Here is a 25,057-nt window from a genome sequence, read left to right on the forward strand (position 1 = left end):
CTCAACATTGACACCTTCTGGATGAGTTTCTTACAATACGGGTATGTGTTGTTAAGGCAGGAGGACAAGTAATGTTACGGAAAACGAAGATAGGTATAGGCGCATTGGTCGGTTATGGTCTCGCAGCGATCTCGAGTCCCTTTCTACCGGATGTCATCACGTGGGCAATTCCGGCACTGGCAACTGTGGTCGGGGGACTGATTCCTTCACGTTCCACGCCACGCAAACAGGTCGAGGGTTCGTCATCAGCCCCTGTACCCATTACAGATATCGGAAATGAACCATCCCGTTTGAATGGTGGACAAGCGCCGAGCGCAGTGCCATCAGGGGCAAGAGAAGTTTCTCCGGCACAGTCCCATTCGAGCTCCACTCCCGCACAACGAGCGGGCTCAGAACAACAAGCGAAGCCTTCCCGGACTGAACCAGATCCTGTATTTGATCCGGTGATTGAGTACCTGGAAGTTCTGGAAGACATGATCATCTCAGAAGGTCAGAAGAACGAGCTGGATAATGAGATCGTGGAGAAATCATTGGCGTTGTTTGCCCGTCTGCAGCGTGTGATTCCTTCTCTTCAGGAACTAAACAACGGGGATATTAACCATACGGTGCGCAGACTGATTTTGAAAGACTTGAACGGTTTTATTAATCCATTTCTACGTTTAAGTGGAGAAGCGAAACGCAATAATCGGCGTATGCTTCTGAATGGTCTTCGAGACGTGGATTCCAAGATATCGGATATTGTATCAACGATTGAACATAAAGACTTAATGGAGCTCCAGAACAAAGCGGAACTAATACATCAACGGTATAACAGCTCTGAATTATAGGAGGGATTGGCATGGCAACGGAATGGGCTCAGTTGAAGCAGGAAGATGAGCAACGGATTAACCAGGAAGCAACGCAGCTTATTCAGAAAGTGTCCCAAAGTGATCCGGCTCACCTGGATACCTTAATGGATGATATCGGCAAGTTGGGCGTGAAAACACAAGAGAGAGCAGGACAGACTCTCAAGCTGCTTGATCGTCCAGTCAATGAACTGATGTCCGGGAATCGGGCAGAGGTATCCAACATGATCCTGAAGCTCCGTGATGAATGTGAGAGTCTGCAGCAGAGTAAAAATGTGAGTTTTGTCGGGAAGTTGTTGCGTAAAAGCCCGCTGAAAAACTACGTGTACCGTTATCAATCCGTTCGCACGAACATTGATGCCATCATTAACGGGTTGCGCGACGGTAAGGATAACCTGGAAGAAAGCATCGTGAACATGCGTCAGCTGAAACGTTCTTCGATTCAGGAGATCTACAATCTGCAGACCAAAATTTCCTTTGGTAATCAATTGAAAGCATTGTTCGAAACCGAGATTGCCAAGCCTGAGAACGAGAATCGTAAAGCACATCTGGAGCGTGGGTTGCGCAAAGTGGTAACACGTACCCAATCCATGACAGAGATGATCATGCTGTACAATCAGGCAATCGCAGCTACCGACATCATTAATGATAACAATGACAAGCTGATTGATTCCGTTAATAATGCCATTGATAAAACAGCGAATCTGATCACCGTTTCGGCCATGATTGCGATGGCTCTTAATGATCAGGAGAAGGTCATTTCTGCTGTGGAAGCTACGAATAAGACGATTGAAGATCAATTCAAGGAGAACGCCAGATTGTTGAAGACAACAACAGAGAAAACAAATGAACTGTTGTCCAAACCGGCGATGTCCCTTGAAGCGGTCAATCAGGCGATGGGTGATCTGATGTCTGCGCTGGATCTGTCCGAGCAGTCTAATCGCCGGATCATCGAGAGCTGTAATGACTATACCAACAAGATGACAACCCTTAACGCTAAAATGAGCGATCGACTGGGTCTGGAAGGGCCGAAGGCTGCTGCCATTCCGGAGAAAAACAAACCGGATTCCAGTGCATTAGGATCTTTCCTGGATTAGGGTAGGACTCGCTGCATATCGTATCGAGATTGCTACATGGTTTTATTTTCTACGAGGGACGCCGAGTGCGTCTCTTTGTTTCATTTATTTGATAGAATGATGGTAAAATCTGGGGTTGTGCGAAGGAGCTTGCTGAACATGCTGGACTTTTCATTCGAGATTATTGATGAGACCAAGATTAATATTCAATACAAATATGGCAGTGAGTTCTTTAACTTTAACCTGTATTATGCGAACGGGGAGTGGACGCTGCATCCTTTTGACGGCATACTGATCCAAAATCGTGAAATGTGCAGTCTGATTGTATCGGAGCTGCTCCGTAACAAAGATTTTCATGTTATGTTAGCCAAAGAGAAAATCATCTTATCCCAATTACGCACCAGTGTTAACCTCCAGTCCAATGAGCCGGATGAATGGGTAGCAGATCGGAGAAACGCAGATTATTCCAGACATGATGATGAGTTGATGGATTACATAGGGAACCACAGTTTCGAAGACATATTACAGCTTGAGCAAGAACAGATTGAGGCCAGAGTGCAATTCTTCCAACAGATTATTCAGAGAATGTTTATGGAGGGACTTGGACCGGAAGATGCTGATTTTATTAAAGTTCAGGCTGTGATTCGGATATATAAAGAGACTTATGATCGTCTTGGTGAGTTGAATGATCACAACAGGGGTGATCGTGGACGTAGATGGTAGTGAACATCCCGCTTAGTATGTAAGCAGATAACTATATTTCTGCGAAGTTAGGCAGATCATCCTGATTTATATGTGTCATATGGAGGGCGATCTTCATATGTTATTTTACAGGGATCTCCCAGAGGGAGAAGTTCTGGCGGCGCCTTAAGGGCCCCACTGTTACTCTCCCTTTTATACTGGCAGATCACTAGCATTGCAGGCATGGCTTACTTTCTCCGGCCTGAGACATACCCCGTAGATTTATGAGGGTGCTTCTCGCAACACTTGTGTCCGGAAGATTTATGAGGGGGCTTCTCGCAACACTTGTGTCCGGAAGATTTGTGAGGGTGTTTCTCGCAGCACTTGTGTCCAGTAGATTTGTGAGGGTGCTTCTCGCAGCACTTGTGTCCAGTAGATTTGTGAGGGTGTTTCTCGCAGCACTTGTGTCCAGTAGATTTGTGAGGGTGTTTCTCACAGCACTTGTGTCCACTGGATTTGTCAGGGTGAGAAGGTTTCCCGCAGGACTTATTTCCGCTAGATTTATTGCCACCACGAACGATGCATATCGATTTGACGTGACATGTCGGAATCTGAACAATTTCCTGGCGAGCTGTAATGATGATTAATGAATTTTGGTTAACCTCAGTCAGTACTCCTTCTACCTCATCCCGGCATCCCAGATTAATCTGTACACGTCTGAGACGCAATGCCTCTAACACTTCCAAAAAGGATTTAGAAGGTAGGGAGTTCATCATCGGAGTTGAGCTGCCACTGGAACGACCTGTGTCGGTGATGCTTTTGACATTTAATCCATTTACATATACGAGTCCGTTCTTACAACTAATAGCCATGTAGTCACCACGAACATCTATTAATTTCCCTTGAACTGCTTCCGGACCCCGATTGACTTTGACTTCTCTCCCAAGCAAACCTCGTATTCCCTGACCATTCATAGACATTGTATTTACCCCTTCCAAAATATAAGTTCAGATCAACTAAAATGACGGGTGCTGTGATAATCTCTCAATCTGCATTCAAGTTTGTCTGTAGTTTAATCATATGTGGCATGCTCGTTGGAGGGTGTAGCCAACAAACCATTTGTATATCAAATTGGCTATCATCTATACAAAGTCTTGTATATTCATAGATGATAGATTCCTGATTTTGTTCGTATTTGAGTACACTACATTTGTATTTGCTTGCATGATCCTGTGCATATGCCCGTTCGACCTGCTGTGCTCCTGCATAGGATGCAGGAAGTACGTACCGGACCAATATTACAGATCATTGAAAGGCGGATGAGCATGGGTTTACCTATCTACCGGATTGCTGTACCTGCGCAGGAGTATCAACAACTGACATCCGATATATGGTCTGAACAACTGGTTAAAGGCTCCATGCAGATGGAGGACAAACAGATTCCGATCCGGATTCGTTATCGAGGAGGGCATACACGCGGTTATCCCAAAAAGTCATTTGAGATTCGTACATCCAGCCGGACGTATCATTTTAATGCGGAGTATGATGACCCCTCGCTGCTTCGAAATGCGCTGTCTTTTCATTTCTTCGAGTCGATCCGTGTACCGGCCCCAGCGACTCGGCACTGTGTGCTCTACCTTAATGGGGAGCTGTTAGGGGTATACCTGCGGATCGAAGGGGTGAAATCCTTCTTTTTTCGCCAAAGGAAAATTCCTGTGCGAAGTATCTTTTATGCGATCAATGATCATGCGGGGTTTACGATCAACTCGAACTCATCATCAACAAACACGAGTACGAACCTGTTGTCAGGATACAGTTTGATTCGTGGCAAGGATGTGGATAAGGCCAGGCTGCGTACGTTTATTCAACAACTGAACACAAAGTCCAGACTGGAGCTGTTTCGCTTTTTACAGTCGAGGATCGATACGGACAACTATCTGCGCTGGTTATGCGGGGCTGTACTTACCGGCAACTTTGACGGATTTGATCAGAATTACACGTGGTATGAGAAAACAAAAACCAAAAAATATGGTATCCTGCCATGGGATTATGAAGGTACCTGGGGAAGAAATTGTTACGGGGCGAAGGTGGATGCCGGCCTTGTTCGTATCCAGGGGTATAATAAACTTACGGGCAAAATGTTGGCCTTCCGACATTTTCGTGAGCAATATAAAAAGCTGCTGCGCCAGCATCTGATGAAGGCTTTTACAGAGAAGCGAATTATGCCCTTGGTGAATCGGTTGCACAATGAGATTCGTGAAGATGTCAACAAGGACCCATACATGAAATGGCCCATGGATGTATTTGCGGGTGAACCGGAGCGAATTCGTGCCTATGTGGCGGAACGGCGGGAATATTTGACCGAGAGAATACATCAGCTGTAAGCACTTAACTAGCGTGGGGGAGGGAGACCTTCCTTTTTTTAATGCCAAAATGAAGAGAAGTTTATTGTAATGGGAAAAGTAGGGTAATAAGAATAGAAGCGGCATTGTAAAATACGCTATAATAACCATATGTGTACATAGAAATGATTACATATTGGACGCAGTGGAGAAAACAACATGTCTAATGGAGGCTCTGAGCTGGAACGTGTTATCGGTTTAGGGTGCTTCAAGCCGGAGGAATGCTTATGATCAAGCTGTTGTACTACTTGAAGAAGTACCGAGTTGCCGCGATTGCAGCCCTGGTCATGATGTTAATTGAGCTTGCGGTGGAGCTGGCTCAGCCTTATCTGATCTCCAAGATCATCGATAACGGGATTCAGCAGGGAGACTTATCTGTCGTCTGGTTATGGGGTGGCGTGCTCGTGGGGAGTGCTGTTGTGGCTTTTGCTGCCGGCATTGCAAGTTCGTTCTTTGCATCCCATGCGAGTTTGGGGTTCGGATACGATCTGCGGGAGAAGCTGTATGAGAAAGTGCAAACGTTCTCTTATGCCGTCTTCAACCGGTTCGCGACGTCGTCCTTGATTACTCGATTAACGGGGGACGTGACCCAGGTTCAGGACACCGTCTTCATGAGTCTGCGATTCATGACACGTGTGCCCCTGGTGGTGATTGGTAGCATGATTATGGCTTTGATCGTGAACCCGAGGTTGGGTCTGCTGCTGGTTGTCATGGTGCCTGTACTGCTCATTGTTGTGGTGTGGATGATCAAAAAGGCAGCGCTGCTGTTCCGCAATGTGCAGCGCAGACTGGATGCCGTCAATGGAGTCATCCAGGAGAATCTGACAGGCATTCGGCTGATCCGTGTCTTCGTACGGATGGGCCATGAGATTGAACGCTTTGCCGGATTCAGCGGCAAGCTGATGAAAGGCACTATCTCCGCGCTGCGCCTGACGGAGACCACGATGCCGTTCATGCTGCTAATGATGAACGTTTGTATCATCGCTGTGCTTTGGTTTGGACGAGTCGACATTGCCTCCGGTAATGCAACTGTGGGTGAAGTGGTCGCCGTCATTAACTACCTGCTTCGTACAATTGGTGCCATGTCAGCGTTATCATGGATTCTGGTAACCTTCTCCAGAGCAAGCGCTTCGGCGCAACGACTGAATGAAGTGTTTAATACGGAGGACACGTCGGAGACTGAACAGACGAAGTCGTTATCAACGTCTGCACCATCTGCTGGATCTATGAAATCTTCGCATTTTCCGCAATCTGTATACCCGGCGAAGAAACAGCGCGCTGTGCAGGGAGCGGTTGAATTCCGCAGTGTAGGATTCAGTTATCCGAATAGTGAAATTACAGTACTGGATAACATCACATTCACGGCAAAAGCGGGGGAGCGTATTGCCATTATGGGAGCAACTGGCTCAGGCAAATCTTCGCTCGTACAGCTTATTCCGCGGTTATACACAGAGGATCAAGGAAAGGTACGGATTGATGGTGCCGATGCATCAGAGCTGGATCTGTCCATGCTGCGTGGTGCGATTGGTTATGTGCCTCAGGAGGTTGTCCTGTTTACCGGTTCCATCCGGGAGAATATTGCCTGGGGTCAGGAAGATGCTACCTTGGATGAGATCGTGGAAGCCGCGAAGCGCGCGCAGATCCATGAAACGATTGAGAATTTACCAAACGGTTATGATACATTGCTGGGTCAACGGGGAGTGAATCTCTCCGGTGGACAGAAGCAGCGACTTTCCATTGCACGAGCGCTGGTACGTAGACCAAGAATTCTGATTCTGGACGATAGCACAAGTGCACTGGATGTGGCTACAGAAGGCAGACTGCTGGATGCGCTGGAAGAATTGTCGTGTACCACGTTTATCATCACCCAGAAGATCAGTTCGACCACTTCGGCGGATCTGATTCTGCTACTTGATGATGGACAACTCATTGGGCAAGGAAAACATGAAGACCTGATGGAATCGTCAGAGCTGTATCGTCGAATCCATGAATCACAATACGGGGAGGGTGCACAGCATGTTCAAAGCATTCATTGAGCCTTTCCGTCAGCCGCCACCGCCGATTGATCCGGAGACATTACGATCAGGTGGTGGTCGCAAACCCAAGGCACGGGCGAAGAACTGGTCAGGTACGCTAGGTCGTATCTGGACCTATCTGGCACGTCGCAAGGTTAAGCTGTCCATGGTACTGTTGATGGTGTTTGCCAGCTCCGCACTCGCTTTGCTTGGCCCTTACATGGTAGGGGTGGCCGTGGATGATTTCATCGCGGGTGAAGCCGACTCAAGCTGGACTCGGTTTCTGATTGGATTAACTGCTGTGTATGTCTTGTTCTCTCTTACATCCTGGTTACAAAATATATGGATGATCGAAATTGCACAGGAAACCGTGTTCCGCATGCGGTATGATCTGTTCTCCCATCTGCACAAATTACCGATTCCATTCTTCGGTAAACGCCAGCAGGGGGAGATTATGAGCCGGGTGACCAATGATATCGAGAATGTCAGCGGTACGTTGAACAGCTCGGCCATCCAGATTTTCTCGAGTGTATTAACACTGCTCGGAACGTTTGGGGTTATGCTGTGGCTCAGCCCGTTACTGACCCTGCTTACCTTTATCGTTGTGCCTTTGATGGCCATCGGCATGCGTTGGATTACGCGCAGAACGGGGCCGCTCTTCAAGGAACGGCAGCGCAATCTCGGTGAACTTAACGGTTACATCGAAGAGACGTTATCCGGCCAGCGGATCATTAAGGCATTCTCGCAAGAGGAGCGGGTGATTCGCGGTTTTGAGGAACGGAATACCCGCATTCGGATTTCCGGTTTCTGGGCACAGACGATCTCTGGTTTTATCCCGAAACTGATGAATGGATTGAACAACCTGAGCTTTGCGATTGTTGCGGGCATCGGTGGTATTCTGGCGATTCAGGGTTCCGTTACGGTTGGGGTAATTATTATCTTTGTGGAATATGCCCGTCAATTCACCCGTCCGCTGAATGATCTGGCGAACCAGTGGAATACGTTATTGTCCGCGATTGCTGGGGCTGAGCGTGTATTCGAGGTGCTGGACGAAGATGAGGAAGCAAAGGATGAAGGGGCAGCGGTATCTCTGGACAAGGTAGAGGGAGCCGTTCGCTTCGACAAAGTATCCTTTGGATACGATGAAGGGCGTAACATTTTGCATGAGATCAGCTTTGAAGCCAAACCGGGGGAGATGATTGCCCTTGTGGGTCCGACCGGAGCCGGGAAGACAACTTTAATTCAGCTGTTATCCCGTTTCTATGATCCGACAGGTGGCACATTAACGGTAGATGGACGCGATATGACCACCATTCGGCGTGAGAATCTGCGGTCACATATGGCGTTTGTACTACAGGATTCATTTTTGTTTCAGGGCACGATTCGGGAAAATATTCGATTTGGCCGTCTGGACGCAACGGATGAAGAGGTGGAAGCAGCCTCCCGGCTGGCGAATGCCCACTCCTTCATTGTGCGAATGAAGGATGGATACGACAAAGTGCTCCAGGCCGACGGGAGCGGCATTAGTCAGGGGCAGAAGCAATTACTCGCCATTGCCCGGGCAATTCTGGCAGATCCATCGATACTCGTACTGGACGAGGCGACCAGCAGTATTGATACCGTCACAGAGATCAAAATTCAGGAAGGGCTGCAACGCCTGATGCAAGGCCGTACCAGCTTTGTTATTGCCCACAGGCTGAACACGATCCGTCAGGCCGACCGGATTCTGGTGCTGAAGGATGGGCAGCTACTGGAGCAAGGATCGCATGATGCGTTGCTGGAACAAGGCGGTTTCTACAGCGAGTTGTATTACAGTCAGCTGCGTAAAAAGGCTCAGTAGTCATTTTGGATAATATGTGACATGTATTAGAGAACTTGTAGGTATGTAAAAAGAGCAGGGATGAGGGCACGATGCTCCTCAATTCTGCTCTTTTTGCATATTCCCTTGAAGGAAAATGGAGATGGAAATGTGATTGTATGTTAAAATAAGAATATATTGGAATAGGTCCGTTTTTGGAAAGTTGCCAGCGGTTTTGAAGCATGAGAATGAATTTTTACACGTATGCCTGTAGTCAGTCATGTGATGCATTAGAAGAGAGGAGGGCAATGCGGAATGGAATTCAAATTTGGGAATGCTGCTCTTCTTCTTCCCCCTTTACACATTACGATTATCGCAATCATTATTATTTTCATTTTAGTAAGGTGGAGCAAGCAATTAGAAACAAGACGTTTTACGGTTTTCTTTTACTTTTTGATCAGTACGTTCATTACTCCAATTTATTCTCAAAGTACATCAGAAGGTGTCTTTGAGCTATGGATCCCCGCAGGATTTATTGTGGTTTTCTTTTATTTGATTCGCAGCGAAAGAAATCATCCATCTAAAATGAAAGCGAGTATCTTAGGATTTTCAATAGCCTTATATCAGTTAATTCTTCAATATATCGGATAACCGGACAGGATAGGATAATTCAAATAAGAACAAGTAAGCAATAGGTTGAAAACAAAAGAGCAGATCCTGATCTCAGGATCTGCTCTTTCTCATTTAACTGCCAACCACCTTCCAATTATCCGCCTGCTCCACCCTTAACGGCTGGTGTCTGCGGATGTAATCCTCCACCAGTGCGGCCATGTCCGTGGCACCTTCGTGCAGTACCTTTTTACCCGGATACATTGCATAATCCCCGCCGCCAGCAGCGCGGTAGCTGTTCATCACCACAGAGTACGTGCCATTCATGTCCATTGGCTTGCCTTCATGTTCCAACTTCACAACTCGACTGCCTACAGGTTGGGAGATATCCAGCTCGTATTCCATGCCAGCCCACATATCGTAATTATAATGTTGGGGTTTGGGTTCCATATAAGCCGGATTGACTGCCACCTCGCCAGAAACATTCACTTCAAAGTAACGGGCCGTTTGTTCCAGCGCTTCCCGGATATCTTGACCGCTCAGCTCCAGTACTGTAAGCGTGTTGGGATAGATGAAGTTGGATAACACGTCCCGAACAGTGATATGGCGTCCGAATCCCCGAGCTTCTTCACTCAGCATCGCGGTATTGGACAGCTCAGCCCCGGTCGCTTCCATCTGCACATGATGTACAAAAGCAATGAATGGATGTGCCTTGAGTCGCAGAGCCGTAGCATTGGTGATGGATAAATCCCCAGCCACCTCGCCAATAGGTTGATCAAGCCATGCTTGTGCCTCAGTTTCCAGCCCATCCGTCAGTTTCATGACGGTTGCATCAGGTTCAACCTCATGATGTTCATCCAGAAGTAACAACTGAGCCTTCTTATCTGTAATCTGCCATTTACCGCCCGATGATTGTTCCAACTGAACGGATACAAGCCCCGCACCATTTCCACTGAATCCCGGCTGAATGACGGTTACACCATGAATATTAGCGGTAAGCTGACGATGCTGGTGTCCGGTAAGCAACACATCGATGCCTTCGATGTCCCGGCAGATGGCATAGCCTTGATTTTCTCCAGTTAACCGTTCAGCAGGTTCTCCTGTCTCCAGATCACTCTCAAATCCGCCATGATAACTCACAACCATGACATCGGGTTGTTCATGCTCGCGTATATAGCTAACCCATGTACGAATGGTCTCCAAGGCATCAAGGAACTGTAAACCCTCAATATTCTTGGGGTGCTCCCAGTTCGGTATGTAATGCGTAGTTGCGCCCAATATGGCGATTTTGACGCCAGAAGATAGGGTTTTGATTAGATATGGAGGACCGAAGGCAGGTACATCTGGTTGCTCATCTTTTACAATATTGGCAGACAGCCAAGGGAAATTGGAAGCTTCAACTGCTCCGCGTAATAATGCCTGACCATAGTTAAACTCGTGATTGCCCATCACCGCAGCATCATAACCCAGTTTATTCAGTACTGTTATGAATGGATGCACTTCGTTTTTGGAAACCTGTGAAGCTGCATAGGAGGCCAAGGGTGATCCTTGCAGCAGATCCCCGTTATCCACCAGCATCAATTCAGGTGAACGTTCACGTTCCTTACGAATCAGGGAAGCCAGCAGGGCAAGCCCAGCTGGGCGGTAGGCATTGGTGTTGTAATGAATGGGGCGGATGGCCCCGTGCAGATCACTGGTGAACAGAATGTCGAAGCTTGCCGTATGGTTTGTGGATGTCATTTTACAATCTCCTCTAATATATAAGTTCAGATATATGGAATTACCATAAAACGGAGAAGAATGAATAGCCTGAAGAACCGAAGTATACGCCGTTATCTCCGATGTTCTTCTTATATCTTCAACCATAATGAGCCTATTCTAACAGATACAAGTCGCGCTGACAGCCTGACAGGAAACTTTACAAAACTCCAAATTTCGTTTCACATCGCGCTAATATTTGGCAACTATAGTAGATAAGTACTGAAAAATAGAAACTCTTTGGAGGGTGTTCGTTTGAAGAAGTCTGCTTTATTTTTACCATTGTTGATTTTGGTTCTGTTTCTAAGTGCTTGTGGGTCTAGCAGTAGTACAACAGGTTCGGCTAACGGGGATAATTCGAGTTCGAATGCATCCGGTACGTCTACGGCAGAGACAGAGAAACCTGTCGAAGGTTATGTGCCAACTGAATTGACGGTTCAATTTGTTCCTTCCCAGAATGCAGATACGCTTGAAGCCAAAGCGAAACCACTGGAGAAGCTGCTTGGTGACAAACTGGGCATTCCGGTAAAAGTCAGCGTATCCACCGACTACAACACAATTATTGAAGCAATGGCTTCCAACAAAGTAGACGTAGGTTTCTTGCCTCCGACAGCTTATGTACTGGCTAAAGAAAAAGGCGCTGCGCAGGTTATTTTGCAAGCACAACGTTTCGGTGTAAATGATGAGACAGGAGCTCCTACAGAGCAACTGGCAGATTCATATAAATCCATGTTCATTGTGAAAAAAGATTCGCCGATTCAATCCATCGAGGACCTTAAAGGTAAAAAAGTCGCTTACCAAAACGTAACGTCTTCCGCAGGTTATGTATGGCCAGCAGGTCTGTTGTTGGATAGAGGCATTGATCCATTAAAAGATGTAACACCTGTAACGTTGAAAGGTCATGACCAAGGTGTTATCGCTGTATTGAACGGTGACGTTGATGCAGCAGCTATTTTCCAAGATGCCCGCAACACGGTAGCAAAAGACTATCCGACTGTATTTGAAGATACACGTGTACTGGCGTTCACTGAGCCTATTCCTAACGATACCATTGCCGTTCGTACAGACATGAATGCAGATTGGACTGCGAAGATCAAACAAGCCTTCATCGATATCGGTAAAGATACTGAAGGTCACCAGATCATCAAAGAAATCTATACGCATGAAGGTTATGTAGAGTCCGATGATAGCAAGTTTGAGATCGTTCGTCAGTATGGCGAAAAAGTGAAAGGTGAATAATTCTGATCCAAAAGTAATTCGGAATCTGTTCACTTTGTAGTCGCTTTCTTGGATGGGAACAGCTTAATCGTAGCAATGGACAGGCCAGTTCAGCGTGATCTACGCTGCGCTGGCTTGTGCCATTATAACAAGGACTCATGTATGGTTGATCATTATGAATGAAAGAAGGATATTGTCATGATTGAGCTTCATAACGTTACCAAAACTTACGCTAACGGCACCAAGGGCCTGGATAATATTAATCTGAAATTTGAGCAGGGTGAATTCATTGCTGTTGTGGGTCTGTCCGGTGCAGGTAAATCAACGCTCTTACGCTCCATTAACCGACTGCACGACATTAGTGAGGGCGAGATTCTGATTAACGGAAGTTCCATCACGAAGGCACAAGGCAAACGGCTGCGCATGATCAGACGTGACATCGGCATGATTTTCCAGAGTTTCAATCTGGTGAAACGGTCCAGTGTACTACGTAACGTACTCGCTGGACGGGTTGGATATCATTCCACCATGCGTACCATTATGGGGCGTTTTCCAAAAGAGGATATTGAACTGGCATTCACTGCGCTGGATCGTGTGAATATCTCGGAGAAAGCCTATTCCCGTGCAGATCAGTTGTCTGGTGGACAACAACAGCGTGTGGCTATTGCCCGGGTACTGGCACAGGAAGCAAAAATCATTCTGGCCGACGAACCGGTTGCTTCACTCGACCCACTTACAACAAAGCAGGTTATGGATGACCTGAAACGTATTAATCAGGATCTTGGGATTACGACCATCGTCAACCTTCACTTTATTGATCTGGCGAGAGAGTATGCGACCCGTATTGTCGGATTGCGAGCAGGTGAGGTGGTCTTCGACGGCCCGGTAGAAGAGGCAACGGATGAGCGCTTTGCAGAAATATACGGCAGACCGATTCTGGCTGACGAATTGTTGGACAAGCAGGCTGTGCATGAGCAGGGAGAAGTTGTGGTATGAAGGGGCAGTCCAACGTTCCACTTCAGAATTCAGGCGGAGTGGGGAAGGAACCTGGTTCCAGCCCGGCTCAGGTTGTAAATCGCCCGAAACCGCCTGGGCGTACCAAACATTTGCTCACCTTAGTGATCATTCTGCTCCTTCTGTGGGCCAGTGCCAAGCAAACGGATGCCGGCTTCACAGAGTTATTTCAGGGATTCCCTGAAATGTGGAAATTGTTAAAGGATATGTTCCCACCCCGGTGGAGTTACTTTGATAATATCGTTCAAGGCATGCTGGAGACGATCCGAATGGCCTTGATTGGAACAACGATCGGTGCCATTATTGCCATTCCAGTCTCGATCATCTGTGCCGGTAACTTGATGCCGAGTCGCTGGATTTACTATCCGGCGCGCTTTCTGCTGAACCTGATTCGGACCGTGCCGGATTTGCTGCTTGCTGCTTTGTTCGTTGCTGTGTTTGGTCTGGGGCCAATCCCCGGAATCTTGGCACTGGCTGTGTTCTCCGTAGGTCTGATTGCGAAGCTGACGTATGAGACGCTGGAAACCATTGATCAGGGGCCGCTGGAAGCGATGACGGCTGTTGGTATGAACCGGATTCAGCTCATTGTATATGGCGTGGTGCCGCAACTGGCTGCCCAGTTCACATCCTATGTGCTGTATGCATTCGAAATTAATATACGTGCTGCTGCCATTCTGGGATTGGTCGGAGCCGGAGGGATTGGACTCTACTATGAGGCTACACTTGGATTCCTGGAGTATGACAAGACCAGCGTAATCATTCTGTTTACCCTTGTCATTGTTCTGGTCATTGATTATGTAAGTACTAAGCTGCGGGAGAAATTGCTATGATGAAAAATGAAACAAGCCGCATCCGGCCAAAACCACGGAAAAACCCGCTACGCTGGGTTATTGTATTACTGCTGATCCTTGTGTATGCCTGGGCCCTTGCTGGTGTACCGTTTACTGGTTTCAAGGAAACCGCTGCTCAGATTATGAAGGCTATTGTAGCCGGAATTTTCTCACCGGACTGGGATTTTGTATATCTGCCTGAGGGAGAAGACTTGCTGCGAGGTCTCCTGGACACGTTGGCAATCTCCGTACTAGGTACTGTAATCTCGGCAGTACTCTGTATCCCGTTTGCATTCTGGTCTGCCCGCAACATGAGTGGACATCGCTCCATCTCAGGTGCAGGTAAAATGGTACTCAGCTTCATCCGTACGTTCCCTGAGATTATCATGGCTTTGATGTTCATCAAGGCAGTTGGCCCGGGATCGTTCGCAGGGGTACTCGCCCTTGGCTTACACTCGATTGGTATGTTAGGAAAATTGTACGCGGATGAAGTTGAAAATATCGACTATGGCCCATCTGAGGCGCTGCTTGCCTCTGGAGCCAATCGTATGCAGCAGTTGTGGTTTGCCATCCTGCCGCAGGTTATGCCTGGATTCCTGAACTATACATTGTATCGTTTCGAGATTAATGTACGTTCCGCGACCATACTTGGTGTAATTGGAGCAGGGGGAATTGGTACACCACTGATCTTTGCACTTAGCACACGGAACTGGCCGCGAGTAGGTATAATCCTGCTGGGTATTATCGTGATGATCACGATTATCGACCTGATCTCGGGGTATATTCGTAAGAAGTTGGTGTAGAGTTAATGTGGAGCTACGAGAATATTAGATGATAAATTAAGATTTGATAATAGAGGAAAAAGAGAGGGCTATCCGGGTGCCAGAATATTGGCAGGGATAGTCTTTTTTGTGTCTGCAAATAAACAACGGTACGTTCTTGTTGCTCAGCTAACCGTTGAGGAATAAGAGGGTTTCAAGAATATGTATAAAAATGATTGAATTATTTTCCAATTCAATGTAATATTAATAGGTTTCTATATAAAGGGAATTAAGGATATTAATATATACCCCTCATCGATACCAATATAAGAAATGAGTTTTTTTAAAAGGAAGGTGACCTATGGAATTATTTAAATATATATGGATTGGGTTTATGGTGCTCCTACTACTATACAGAATGGTTTTTCAGAAGTTTAAAAAACATAACAGAGAAAATATTGGACTCAGTGTGATTCTGATCATTTTCACGGGAAGCGGTAATACGTTTACACAGATGAACTTGATTTTTGTCATTAGTGTCATCGCCGTCGCCGCTTATTCTGCTGTATGGAACAGCATTCTATTTGTTAGAAATGGATATGAGCCGGAACGTTTGAAATGAATGAAAAAAACCGAAACCAGGTTGCCCTGTGGATCAGGCAATGTTGGTTTCGGTTTTTTAGTTGCTTGGTTAAACGTTAGGCTTCTTTACATTCCTCTTAGCTAGCCAAAGGCAATGCTTTGGTTACTTGAACTGTAATTGTCTCGGTGCTGGTTACGCCTGCGGCGTTGATCAGCTCAGCACGGTACATGTACGTTCCGTTAGCACGACCGGACAATTCCGTTGTAGCACTTTGAGAAGCAGGTGTAGCAGCTTTCAACGCTTGTGTATCAATCAGAACATCATTTTCATAGAGACGGTATTCAGTTGCGTTTGTACCCCACCAGAGGTTCATGGATACGTTGTAGTTGCCATCACCATCCCAGTTGTTTTGGGACAACGTAGCTTTGCCTGGAGCAGCATTGGTTACTTGTATCGTCAGCACGTCACTGCGTGTTGTGCCTTTGTCATTGGTCAGCTCAGCTACGTATGTATACGTGCCGTTAGCCTTACCTGTGATGGTGGTTTTGGAGGACTGAGCCGATGGTGAAGCCGCAGTCAACTTCTGTGTATCAATCAGAACGTCATTCTCATACAGTTTGTACTCAGAACCATTTTCGCCCCACCAGAGGTTCATGCTTACGTTGTACGAACCTTCGAACAGGCCAGTGGTATATCCATTATCAGAAGAAAGCACCGGTTTACCCGGTGCTCCTGCAGCTGGAGTGGAAGGCACTTCGCCGCCACCTTGCTCTTCAGCAGGTACAAAATCATTCAAACTTCTAGGTTTCAATTGATATACATCTTTGAAAATAGCGGAAACGCCTGTGATATCGATTTTGTCACCCGCAGCATAAGGGAAGGAAGTCTCCGTCACACCTGTACGGGTGTCTACACGGATGTGTGTGCTCGTTCCATCTGCTGCTACCGCGTCGAATTCAAAAGATCCAACTGGTGTAGCACTGATGATATTCTCGATCGTTACATTTTTCAATTGAACCAGTTGACCTTGGTTCGCATCTGTAATTGCAGTAACCTCGATTGGAGCAGGTACGGAAGCCGTACCTGTTTTCTCAATCGCAACGATATCGGTAAGCTCGAACTCGCTGTTATAGATGGTTGTTGCTGCCGTTACTTTCACCTTGTCACCTGCATGGAAGCCGCTAGTATGCTGGAATACGTAGATTCCAGCAGTTTCATCTTGAAGATAAAAGGCTTGTCCACCAAATGCACCCGGCTCTGTCGTTACAACACCTTCGATAGTTACGGTCGTACCAACAGCTTTGGTACGTGCTTCAGCAACGGTGATCGCTGCTGGAATCGGTCCTTCTTCTTCCGGAAGCTGTTCTGCTGGCACATTGCCAACAGTCACGGCATTGGTGATCAGGTTGCTACCATTCAGACGCAGACGCAAGCTGGCAGCGCCAGTTGTACCTGGTTTGATGCGTACGTTCAGGTCTTTGATCGCACGACCTTTGCTGTCTGAGGTTACACTGAATGTGGAGCTATAGCCGTACGAAGTCGGCCAAGTACCACTTTCATTCTGGATCATGGCGACCTGTGTTCCGCCAGTCAGATAGATACCCGCACTATAACCGGATACGGTTGTGTTGGGTGGCATGTTCTCCACAACTACACGAACCTGGAAGTCTTCTGCATTTGGGAGAGTATCCTGTTTCACGAAGCTGTATGCAGCGTTCGCACTGGATGCAGGGCCACCGTAAGAACCAGCTTTGAATGTGGAACGATCGTACCACTTGTATCCGGCAGCAGGTGCGGACCAAGGTTCAGCTTGTGGTTCTGTGGAAGCAGCCGGCTCTTCGAATGGCAGCAGCGCTGTAGCTGTGTCCAGTTCAAGTCCGTTCACTTCAGTCAGGCTTGTGTAGTTCTCTTGTGTAGCAAGCCAGTTCACGGTGTTCACGAGCAACACGGCATCATCGGCTTCTTTAAAACCGTCATAAGTTGTTTTGCGTGTGCCTGTCTCTTCACGCAAGTATTTTGGTGATGCATCTTCTACTGGAGAGGAGTCACCGATGAAGGCAGCTTTACCTGCGCCCAGCTTGGATACTGCCACGTAAGGACCTTCTTCAATCCCACCACCGTTGTAGACACCTTGGTCTACCGCATTATTCCATTTAGCATTGGTTTTAGGCAGGTACACAATACCTTTTGCTTTTTCCGGATCAGTGATTGCGAGTGTTGAACCGGCGTGCATGGCTACAGCCGATACGCCTTCTGTGATGCCGAAGGCTTGATCTGCCGGTACGACGATATTGGCGTTGATATCGCCAAGTGCGTTATAGCGGAAACGTACGCCGAAGTTATCGGACAACCAGTCCGAGCCGGTTACATTTTGCATCGCTTCAGAATTACGCTCATCGGTGCTCATACCTTTGGCCGGATCTTCGAATGCTCCCCGACGATAGCCGTTGATGACTTCAGAGCCATCCCAGCGGTTTTTATTACGGTCTGCATTATAGTGATCTCCAACAAAGAAGATACTGCCGCCCGTTTCAACATATTGTTTCAGTGCTGCTTGTTCGGATGTTTTGAAAGGAATTTGAGGCTCTGCAATAACGAATACGTTATACTCTTTCAGATCATCATAGGTAAATGGAGTTGTCTTGCGAAGTTCTTTGACATAATAACCATCATTCGCGAGTGCATTCCCGAAGTCGGAGAAACCTCCATCAATGACCCAGTCTGCAGCTCCAGCCGTTTGGCCGTGAGAGTTGTCGAACAATACTTTTTTACCTGCATTTTGGTTCACAACCTTTGCCTGGATGAACGGTGCCGGGTCTGTCGGTCCTTCCGCATGAACCGATGCATCTCCGTTCCATAATCCGATCTGAAGCGGCAAAGCCATGGACAATGCCAGGAGTGATTTTAAAAATACTCCTCGCATACCTGTTAATTTACCCAACCAAATCCCTCCCAAATATTAGTTGATTCATGAGTTCGTCCATATTCTACCACATGAAAATCTCACATAGTCATAACAATTTGTAAAAATTAACTCGATATTTGTAAAATTGGGTCTTTTGACATATCCATAGGTAATTCGATCCTGTCTTTATTTATCCAATCTACCCTCGTATATTGATTTCGGCATAAAAAAAGCCATCTCTTATGAGATGACTTTGGCTCGAATTCGATTGACGGCATGGAAGACAGAGGATTTAATCATGCCTTCACTGCGATTCACCAGCTCCGCCGTTTCCTTAATGGAGTATCCATGGATGAGGCGAAGTTCTAATATTTTACGATGTTCGGTGTTGTTGATATGGGAAACAAGATCATGAACACCTTCGCTAATTTCAAGGTGGGACGTATCGACGTGATGGGTAGGTACCTCCAGACGGCTGTCTCGTCTGAGTGTACGGGTCCGCCTGCGGAAGCTGTCCATCGCCAGGTTACGGGCAATGCGTTTGAGATAATAGAGAATACGATCTTCAGGGATATCCACGGTAACGTTCATTAGTCGAATGAAACAATCCTGTGCCAGATCTTCTGCGTCTTGCGGTTGTTTGACGATATGGGATAGATACCTTGTGATTTCTGATTTATAGTTGATATAAGCTTCATTAATTCGTGTGCTGTTCATATGATGTGAATCCCCCTTGGATACAGATCAGGCTTGGGTCCGGTCTGGTATGAGTCTCTTTATGATCCAAGTATATCGGGAGGTTGTTTCCAAAAGGTTCAGAGTTGTATCGGAGTTGTAACATTTCGTGCTTCCCTCTATTCAAGCATACGGCTTGGGATACAAAATATAGGCAGATGAAGGAAATTCATAGAGCAGGGAGATTACGAAAGTATCATGAGAAAAAAAGAGATTTTAATTATTGAGGACGAGGAGTCCATTCGCGATATTTTGTCCTATTCGTTACGTAAGGAAGGATTTGAGATCAAGGAAGCAGCTACGGGAAAAGAGGGTCTGGATCTGCTTCGGGATTCGAAGCCGGATCTGATCCTGCTGGATCTGATGCTGCCAGATATGAGCGGTTTTGATGTGTGCAGGCAACTATCTGTGAACTCCAAGATACCTGTCATCATGATCACTGCGAAGTCGGACATGCTGGACAAGGTACTTGGCATGGAGCTTGGGGCGGATGATTATATCACGAAGCCTTTTGATATCCGTGAGGTGGTTGCGCGCATTCGGGCGATTTTTCGCCGGATTGATCTGATCAGCGAGACACTGGAGAATCAGTCCTATGAGGTGGTAAGGCTAGGCAAGCATATTGAGATCCGCAAGGATGAACGGGAAGTGTGGAAAGACGGGGAACGGGCAGGACTCACGAATAAAGAATATGATCTGTTGTTATTTCTCGTGACCCATCATCGTAAGGTGCATACACGTTCTGAACTACTTGACAAGGTATGGGGATTTGATTTTGCAGGGGACACTCGAACGGTGGATATTCACGTGCAACGGATTCGCAAGAAACTGGATAGTGGTGTGCAAGGCATTTCGATGATTGAAACGGTATTCGGTGTGGGGTACAAGCTGAATATTCAGGTACAGACATGAAGTGGACGATCCAGTTCAAAATGGTGGTGCTGTTCTCGGTCATTGTCTTTATCGGATTCTCCGTCCTGCTGATTCTGTCCAATAAGGTAGCCCAGGAGAATATGTACAGGGAAGTGCATGAGGATATGGTGCAATCCAAAAGAAATTTGGACATCGCGCTGAATCAGTACTTTCTGATACATAACAAACGCATGAGCAGAGACTCGCTCGAAGCAGGGAGTCGCGAGCTCGCGGAGCAGATTGGATCAGCCGTTGGTGGGGAGATTATAGTATATCGCCCCGATGCTTCGCCATACGAATCTGTTGGCAGCGAGGTTAACGTTGCTAAGCGGTCTGACCATCCTGATGTGGAGGAAGCCGTACATTCCCGGATTGCTTACACCACAGTTGTGGATGAGGGTCGGGTCACAGCCAGTCTGTCCTTCCCTCTCCAGATGGATCAACAATTGATTGGAATCGTACAGATGAAGAAGGATTACACGGAATTGTTCAAACGCAACCTTCGTTTTCAAAATACAATCAAGTTTTTTGCAGCAGTTATTTTCGTATTTGTATTTATCGCATCCATCTTTATTTCCCGGAAAATTACACAACCCATCCGTGTACTCACGAAACGTTCTGCGGAAGTGGCCCAAGGAAGTCTGAATGCGGACATTCAGATTACAACCAAGGATGAGATCGGTGAACTGGCTTCAAGCTTCACCGTCATGATTGATCGGGTGCGGGAGCAGATTGATGTGATTGAGCGAGAGCGGGACGAAGTGAAGCAAGTACAGGCGAGAAGCAAAGTCTTTTTTGACAATGTGACACATGAATTGAAGACACCCTTAACAACGATTCTGGGGTACGCCCAGATTTTACGGGATAACGGGTTTACCGACCAGGACTTTTTTGACAAAGGCATGAATTATATTATCAAGGAAAGCCAGCGTCTCAACACGATGGTTGCGGATATTCTGGAGGTCTCGGTCTCCTCTGCGGTCATTCAGGCATACCGGTTCGAACGTATCGATATATCAGATATTATTCGTGAAGCTTGTGAGGACATGTCGATTAAGGCGAGCAAGTACAATATAGGCATTCACTATGAGCTGGAGGAACATCAGTATTTACAGGGAGATCGGGATAAGTTGAAGGAGGTCTTCCTCAACATCCTGGATAATTCGGTCAAGTACAGTGATGTGAACTCCATTATCGAAGTACAATCCTTCCGGTTAGGTGAATCCATTGCTATTGTGATCCGTGATCAGGGGGAAGGAATCGGTGCTGAAGCGCTCCAACATGTATTTGAACCCTTTTACCAGGATAAAGGAATCAACAGGGCCGAGAAAGGCAGTGCCGGGCTGGGTTTGTCTATTGTGAAAAACATCGTTGAGCGTCATGGAGGAACAGTGGAGATGAAGAGCATCATGCGGGAAGGGACACAAGTGAATATCAGTCTTCCGGGGGAAATGAACGCATGAGACATCCTGGATTTTGGCGTAAAAACCGTGACAGATTGATGCTGTCAGGGTTGTTGATTGCATTTGTCAGCGGGATTTTTGGGATTGGGAGCCTGTTCAGTCTCGGAAATCTCAAACCAAGAACGGTGATTTTGCCAAGTGAGCAGTTCAACAGCCGTCTGGCACCACCACCGAGCAGTACGATTCAGATCGAGTCGGCTACCAAAATTCCAAATGACTTTGCGATCTTTGATTTTGAAGTGTTAGACCGGAATACGATTATATTTAATCAGCCGGAATTTTCCTATTCAGGGCTCAAGCTGTCTCTTCTGCATCTGGATGATAAGGAAGTGAAGAACATTGCGGCTAATACGGATTACGGTGTAACGATCAGCCCGGATCACAAGAAAATCATTTACTCCCAGTATCGGGCAGGTCAGACGCAGAAGACAACGTATGAGTATATGATACAGAGCGGGGAACGTCGCAAGCTTCCGTACGATAACTCGTATTATCGAGTGTTTGTGGGGAACGACTCCTACATCGGTCAGGATGATCTGTTATTTAAACAAGTTGATCTGAGCCAGGGGACGAGTCATGTCATCTACACGTATGAAGAGCTGATGAGCATGTTCACAGGACCAGGACAAGGGAAAGGTTCGAGTGATACGTTTATCGTTATGGATGTGTTGCAGGTCAGCGAGGATCACCAACAGTTTTATATACTGGTGATGCTGAAAGACAAGTATGCTATCTATCGTGTATCGCTTGAGGATGAGCATGAAGTGAAGGCGTATGCTGCAATGGAAGACATCCAACAGTACAAGTTGCTGAAAAATGGTGACATGCTCATCCAGGGAACGATGAATAAGGTACAGGGGCTGTATCGGTATCACGCAGCAGAGGAGCAGTATGATCTGTTATTACAAGGTTCGATCTGGAGCTTCGATCTGGATGCAGATGAATCCCGAATAGCTTACTTTTTCCCGATGGACAGTCAGAATCAGAAGAATGAGTTACATGTTGCCTACCTGAATGACAGCAAGATTTCGTCCGATACGGTGATCTATCGCAATATTGATAACTTCATCAGTCTGAAATGGAATGACGATGAATTATTTGCTGTAAGCAGCTCAGTGGATAAAAGTGAAATGTACCGCTTTAGTTTCAGAGCCTGGTAAGCTGCGGAAGGTATACGAATATAAGACCTTGGTCTGATGGAGCGATAGCTGCTCTGCGGACAAGGTCTTTTTGTTATGACATGTTACAAGTTGGATACAACTCCGGCCAGCCCCGATACATCTCCATCCTATAATAAAAGGGAATGAGCTACGCGAATCTTTACATACAACCTCTGTACATATTTAGCAAGTAGAAAGGAAGACATGTAGCAATGCTTCAAGTTGAACAATTATCCCACTCGTTCCGCAATGGCCAGGGAACCGTGCCGGTGCTTCAGGATATCAACCTGAAGATTGGAGAAGGCAAGATGGTGGCCCTGCTGGGCAGTTCGGGTTCAGGCAAGTCTACACTGCTTAATCTGATGGCGGGGCTGATGAAACCGGATCAGGGCAAGATTCTAATTGCGGGACAAGATATTGTACGTTTCAGTGAGAATCGCCTGGCGGAGTTCAGGCGCAGTCACATCGGGTTTATTTTTCAATCCTATGAACTGCTGTCCAATCTTACAATCCGGGAAAATGTAGAATTACCCTTGGTATTTATGGGGATAAGCCCTTCGAAACGCAAAGCAAAAGCATTGAAGCTGTTGGAACAGGTTGGACTGGGTGAAAAAGCAAGCTTGTTCCCGTCCCAGTTGTCGGGCGGTCAACAACAACGTGTCAGTATTGCACGTTCGCTCATTACCGAACCCTCGGTGATCTTTGCAGATGAGCCTACCGGGAATCTGGATACTGAGACGGAGGAAGAGATCATTGCGATTTTGCAGCAGCTTAACCGGGATATGAATACAACCTTTGTCATTGTGACACATGAAGCAGAGGTCGCAGAGCAGATGCAAGTTGTGCTTACCCTGCAACATGGAATACTGGTCGAAGAAGCAGTAAGGGAAGTTTGAGGCAAAAGGAGAGGAAATGTGAGAATACGGGATGTAGCACGTATGGCCTGGGGACAGATCATTCGTAGAAAAATGGTCACACTGCTGTGCATGATGGGGCTGTCCATCGGCTCTGCCGCCATGATCATTGCACTTAGTGTAGGGCAGTCCGTGCAGACCTATAGCGAGAAAACATTGAACGACAATTACAAGATGGATGAAATTACGATTACGCCCAATGAAGGCATTCGTACGGGGAACGGCAAGGGGAATGGTCAGACATCGAAGTTTGAACGGGGAGCATTGACGTTGGAAAAGATTCAGATTATCCAAAGACTACCCCATGTTGTTGCCGTGGCTCCCATGTTAAAGCTGGATTCGCTGGAAATGGTGCTTCCGGATGGTCGCAGCACGTATGTTGAGGTCATTGGTACCCAGCTGGAGACCCTGGGCGGGTTTGGATACAAGTATGCTGAGGGACGTGGGGCAGAGGATGGTCGTATGGCGGTAACCAGTTATGGGGCTGCATTTGGACTCGTGGACCCCAAAGTAACTCAGAAGTTATTCGAGCAGTTGAATGCTGATCCATATAACAATGAGCTTTTGGAGCAGTTTACGGAAATGTCTGCGAAGCAGGATCAGTTGGTGCAGCAGCGTATTCAGTTTCGATATGAAGATTATGCGAATGCGAGCAAAACCAAAATGAGCGGCTCTATACGCGTGTCTGGAGAACTGATGAAGCCTTCCAACATGGATGATATGAGTGCTCAAAACGATAAAAAAGTATATCTGCCGCTCGATACAGCTCGTGCATTGCAGGATGAGCTTGGATTACAGCAGGCCGACAGCAGTGCGGCCAAACATCTTAACTCGGCTCTGGTCAAGGTTGAAGACAAACGTTATGTATCCCAGGTGGAAGAACAGATTAAAAAGCTGACGTTAAACACACAGAGTAATCTGTTCCAAGAGGAAGCGATGTCAGGTCAATTGGCGATGTACCAAAAAGCAGCATTGGGGATCGGTGGTTTTATCATGCTGCTGGCCTCATTATCCATTATTGTAGCGATGATTATGTCTACGCATCAGCGTCGTAAACAGATTGGTGTGATGAAGGTGCTGGGCGCAAATCTGTGGCAGATCCGTCAGATGTTTATTACGGAAGCAGCGATGCTTGGGTTAATGGGCGGTGTGGCTGGTGTGGGGATCGCCTTTGCTGCCCTCGGCGGGGTGAATAGTCTGCTGGCGAGTCAGATGGCAGATCAGATGAATGGTCCGATGACCGTCGTTATTCAGCAGTCGGCTCTGCCACTTGGTATCGTTTTTGCTGTTCTGGTTGGCATTGTATCGGGTATATATCCGGCAATCAGCGCATCTCGGACCAATGCATTAACTGTGATCAAATCAATGTAATTTTATC

At 46.9% G+C, this 25,057-nt stretch carries 20 protein-coding genes; 17 read left to right on the forward strand and 3 right to left on the reverse strand.

Features of this window, described 5'->3' with window-relative positions:
* The first annotated feature begins 71 nt into the window (after positions 1-71).
* The 7 genes from MKY66_RS05215 to MKY66_RS05245 all read left to right on the forward strand — a co-directional run bounded on the left by MKY66_RS05215 (position 72) and on the right by MKY66_RS05245 (position 9,468).
* Positions 72-827 (forward strand): hypothetical protein, encoded by a 756-nt coding sequence (locus tag MKY66_RS05215; protein ID WP_076213461.1) that lies wholly within the window; start codon positions 72-74, stop codon positions 825-827.
* An 11-nt stretch (positions 828-838) separates the two neighbouring features.
* Positions 839-1,942 (forward strand): toxic anion resistance protein, encoded by a 1,104-nt coding sequence (locus tag MKY66_RS05220; protein WP_036606281.1) that lies wholly within the window; start codon positions 839-841, stop codon positions 1,940-1,942.
* A 138-nt stretch (positions 1,943-2,080) separates the two neighbouring features.
* Positions 2,081-2,644, forward strand: coding sequence for a hypothetical protein (locus MKY66_RS05225; RefSeq protein WP_076213482.1), 564 nt, complete (start codon positions 2,081-2,083; stop codon positions 2,642-2,644).
* A 1,283-nt stretch (positions 2,645-3,927) separates the two neighbouring features.
* Positions 3,928-4,986: a CotH kinase family protein gene (locus MKY66_RS05230; protein ID WP_256704283.1), complete on the forward strand. Its 1,059-nt coding sequence runs from the start codon at positions 3,928-3,930 to the stop codon at positions 4,984-4,986.
* A gap of 245 nt (positions 4,987-5,231) precedes the next feature.
* Entirely contained in the window at positions 5,232-7,040 is a 1,809-nt protein-coding gene (locus tag MKY66_RS05235) for an ABC transporter ATP-binding protein (protein WP_076213485.1), read from the forward strand.
* Positions 7,021-8,859, forward strand: a complete 1,839-nt coding sequence (locus tag MKY66_RS05240; protein WP_076213488.1) for an ABC transporter ATP-binding protein — start codon at positions 7,021-7,023, stop codon at positions 8,857-8,859. Before MKY66_RS05235 ends, MKY66_RS05240 begins: the two co-directional genes overlap by 20 nt.
* A 273-nt stretch (positions 8,860-9,132) precedes the next feature.
* Positions 9,133-9,468: a hypothetical protein gene (locus MKY66_RS05245; protein ID WP_076213491.1), complete on the forward strand. Its 336-nt coding sequence runs from the start codon at positions 9,133-9,135 to the stop codon at positions 9,466-9,468.
* A 93-nt stretch (positions 9,469-9,561) separates the two neighbouring features.
* Here MKY66_RS05245 and MKY66_RS05250 read toward each other — a convergent pair whose 3' ends face one another.
* The gene (locus tag MKY66_RS05250) at positions 9,562-11,166 is read right to left on the reverse strand and encodes a bifunctional UDP-sugar hydrolase/5'-nucleotidase (protein WP_076213493.1); all 1,605 of its coding nucleotides are present in this window, start codon (positions 11,164-11,166) and stop codon (positions 9,562-9,564) included.
* 273 nt (positions 11,167-11,439) lie between these two features.
* Between MKY66_RS05250 and MKY66_RS05255 the strand changes: the two genes are divergently transcribed.
* The 5 genes from MKY66_RS05255 (at position 11,440) to MKY66_RS05275 (ending at position 15,629) form a co-directional block, all read left to right on the forward strand.
* Complete coding sequence (locus tag MKY66_RS05255) at positions 11,440-12,423, forward strand: phosphate/phosphite/phosphonate ABC transporter substrate-binding protein (protein ID WP_076213496.1); 984 nt, start codon at positions 11,440-11,442, stop codon at positions 12,421-12,423.
* A gap of 177 nt (positions 12,424-12,600) precedes the next feature.
* Positions 12,601-13,398, forward strand: a complete 798-nt coding sequence (phnC, locus tag MKY66_RS05260) for a phosphonate ABC transporter ATP-binding protein (protein ID WP_036606306.1) — start codon at positions 12,601-12,603, stop codon at positions 13,396-13,398.
* On the forward strand, positions 13,395-14,246 hold the full coding sequence (phnE, locus tag MKY66_RS05265; protein WP_083657224.1) for a phosphonate ABC transporter, permease protein PhnE: 852 nt from the start codon (positions 13,395-13,397) through the stop codon (positions 14,244-14,246). Before phnC ends, phnE (MKY66_RS05265) begins: the two co-directional genes overlap by 4 nt.
* Entirely contained in the window at positions 14,243-15,049 is an 807-nt protein-coding gene (gene phnE / locus MKY66_RS05270; protein ID WP_139331943.1) for a phosphonate ABC transporter, permease protein PhnE, read from the forward strand. The genes phnE (MKY66_RS05265) and phnE (MKY66_RS05270) overlap by 4 nt, the downstream gene beginning before the upstream one ends.
* A 319-nt stretch (positions 15,050-15,368) precedes the next feature.
* The gene (locus MKY66_RS05275; protein WP_076213499.1) at positions 15,369-15,629 is read left to right on the forward strand and encodes a hypothetical protein; all 261 of its coding nucleotides are present in this window, start codon (positions 15,369-15,371) and stop codon (positions 15,627-15,629) included.
* Between the two features lie 97 nt (positions 15,630-15,726).
* Here MKY66_RS05275 and MKY66_RS05280 read toward each other — a convergent pair whose 3' ends face one another.
* Together MKY66_RS05280 and MKY66_RS05285 are read right to left on the reverse strand one after the other, a co-directional pair.
* Positions 15,727-18,474, reverse strand: a complete 2,748-nt coding sequence (locus tag MKY66_RS05280) for a DUF5689 domain-containing protein (protein ID WP_256704288.1) — start codon at positions 18,472-18,474, stop codon at positions 15,727-15,729.
* Between the two features lie 261 nt (positions 18,475-18,735).
* Positions 18,736-19,212, reverse strand: a complete 477-nt coding sequence (locus tag MKY66_RS05285) for an RNA polymerase sigma factor (RefSeq protein WP_076213502.1) — start codon at positions 19,210-19,212, stop codon at positions 18,736-18,738.
* A 216-nt stretch (positions 19,213-19,428) separates the two neighbouring features.
* Between MKY66_RS05285 and MKY66_RS05290 the strand changes: the two genes are divergently transcribed.
* The 5 genes from MKY66_RS05290 (at position 19,429) to MKY66_RS05310 (ending at position 25,050) form a co-directional block, all read left to right on the forward strand.
* The gene (locus MKY66_RS05290; protein WP_076213505.1) at positions 19,429-20,142 is read left to right on the forward strand and encodes a response regulator transcription factor; all 714 of its coding nucleotides are present in this window, start codon (positions 19,429-19,431) and stop codon (positions 20,140-20,142) included.
* Entirely contained in the window at positions 20,139-21,605 is a 1,467-nt protein-coding gene (locus tag MKY66_RS05295) for a HAMP domain-containing sensor histidine kinase (protein WP_076213508.1), read from the forward strand. Before MKY66_RS05290 ends, MKY66_RS05295 begins: the two co-directional genes overlap by 4 nt.
* Positions 21,602-22,765 carry a hypothetical protein gene (locus MKY66_RS05300; protein ID WP_076213511.1) on the forward strand — a complete coding sequence of 388 codons (1,164 nt, stop codon included), beginning with the start codon at positions 21,602-21,604 and terminating at the stop codon, positions 22,763-22,765. The genes MKY66_RS05295 and MKY66_RS05300 overlap by 4 nt, the downstream gene beginning before the upstream one ends.
* Before the next feature lie 212 nt (positions 22,766-22,977).
* Positions 22,978-23,661 carry an ABC transporter ATP-binding protein gene (locus MKY66_RS05305; protein ID WP_076213514.1) on the forward strand — a complete coding sequence of 228 codons (684 nt, stop codon included), beginning with the start codon at positions 22,978-22,980 and terminating at the stop codon, positions 23,659-23,661.
* An 18-nt stretch (positions 23,662-23,679) separates the two neighbouring features.
* On the forward strand, positions 23,680-25,050 hold the full coding sequence (locus tag MKY66_RS05310) for an ABC transporter permease (RefSeq protein WP_083657228.1): 1,371 nt from the start codon (positions 23,680-23,682) through the stop codon (positions 25,048-25,050).
* The last annotated feature ends 7 nt before the right edge of the window (positions 25,051-25,057 follow it).

Origin of the sequence: Paenibacillus sp. FSL R5-0766, from assembly GCF_037971845.1 — a bacterium.
Classification (GTDB): Bacteria; Bacillota; Bacilli; order Paenibacillales; family Paenibacillaceae; genus Paenibacillus.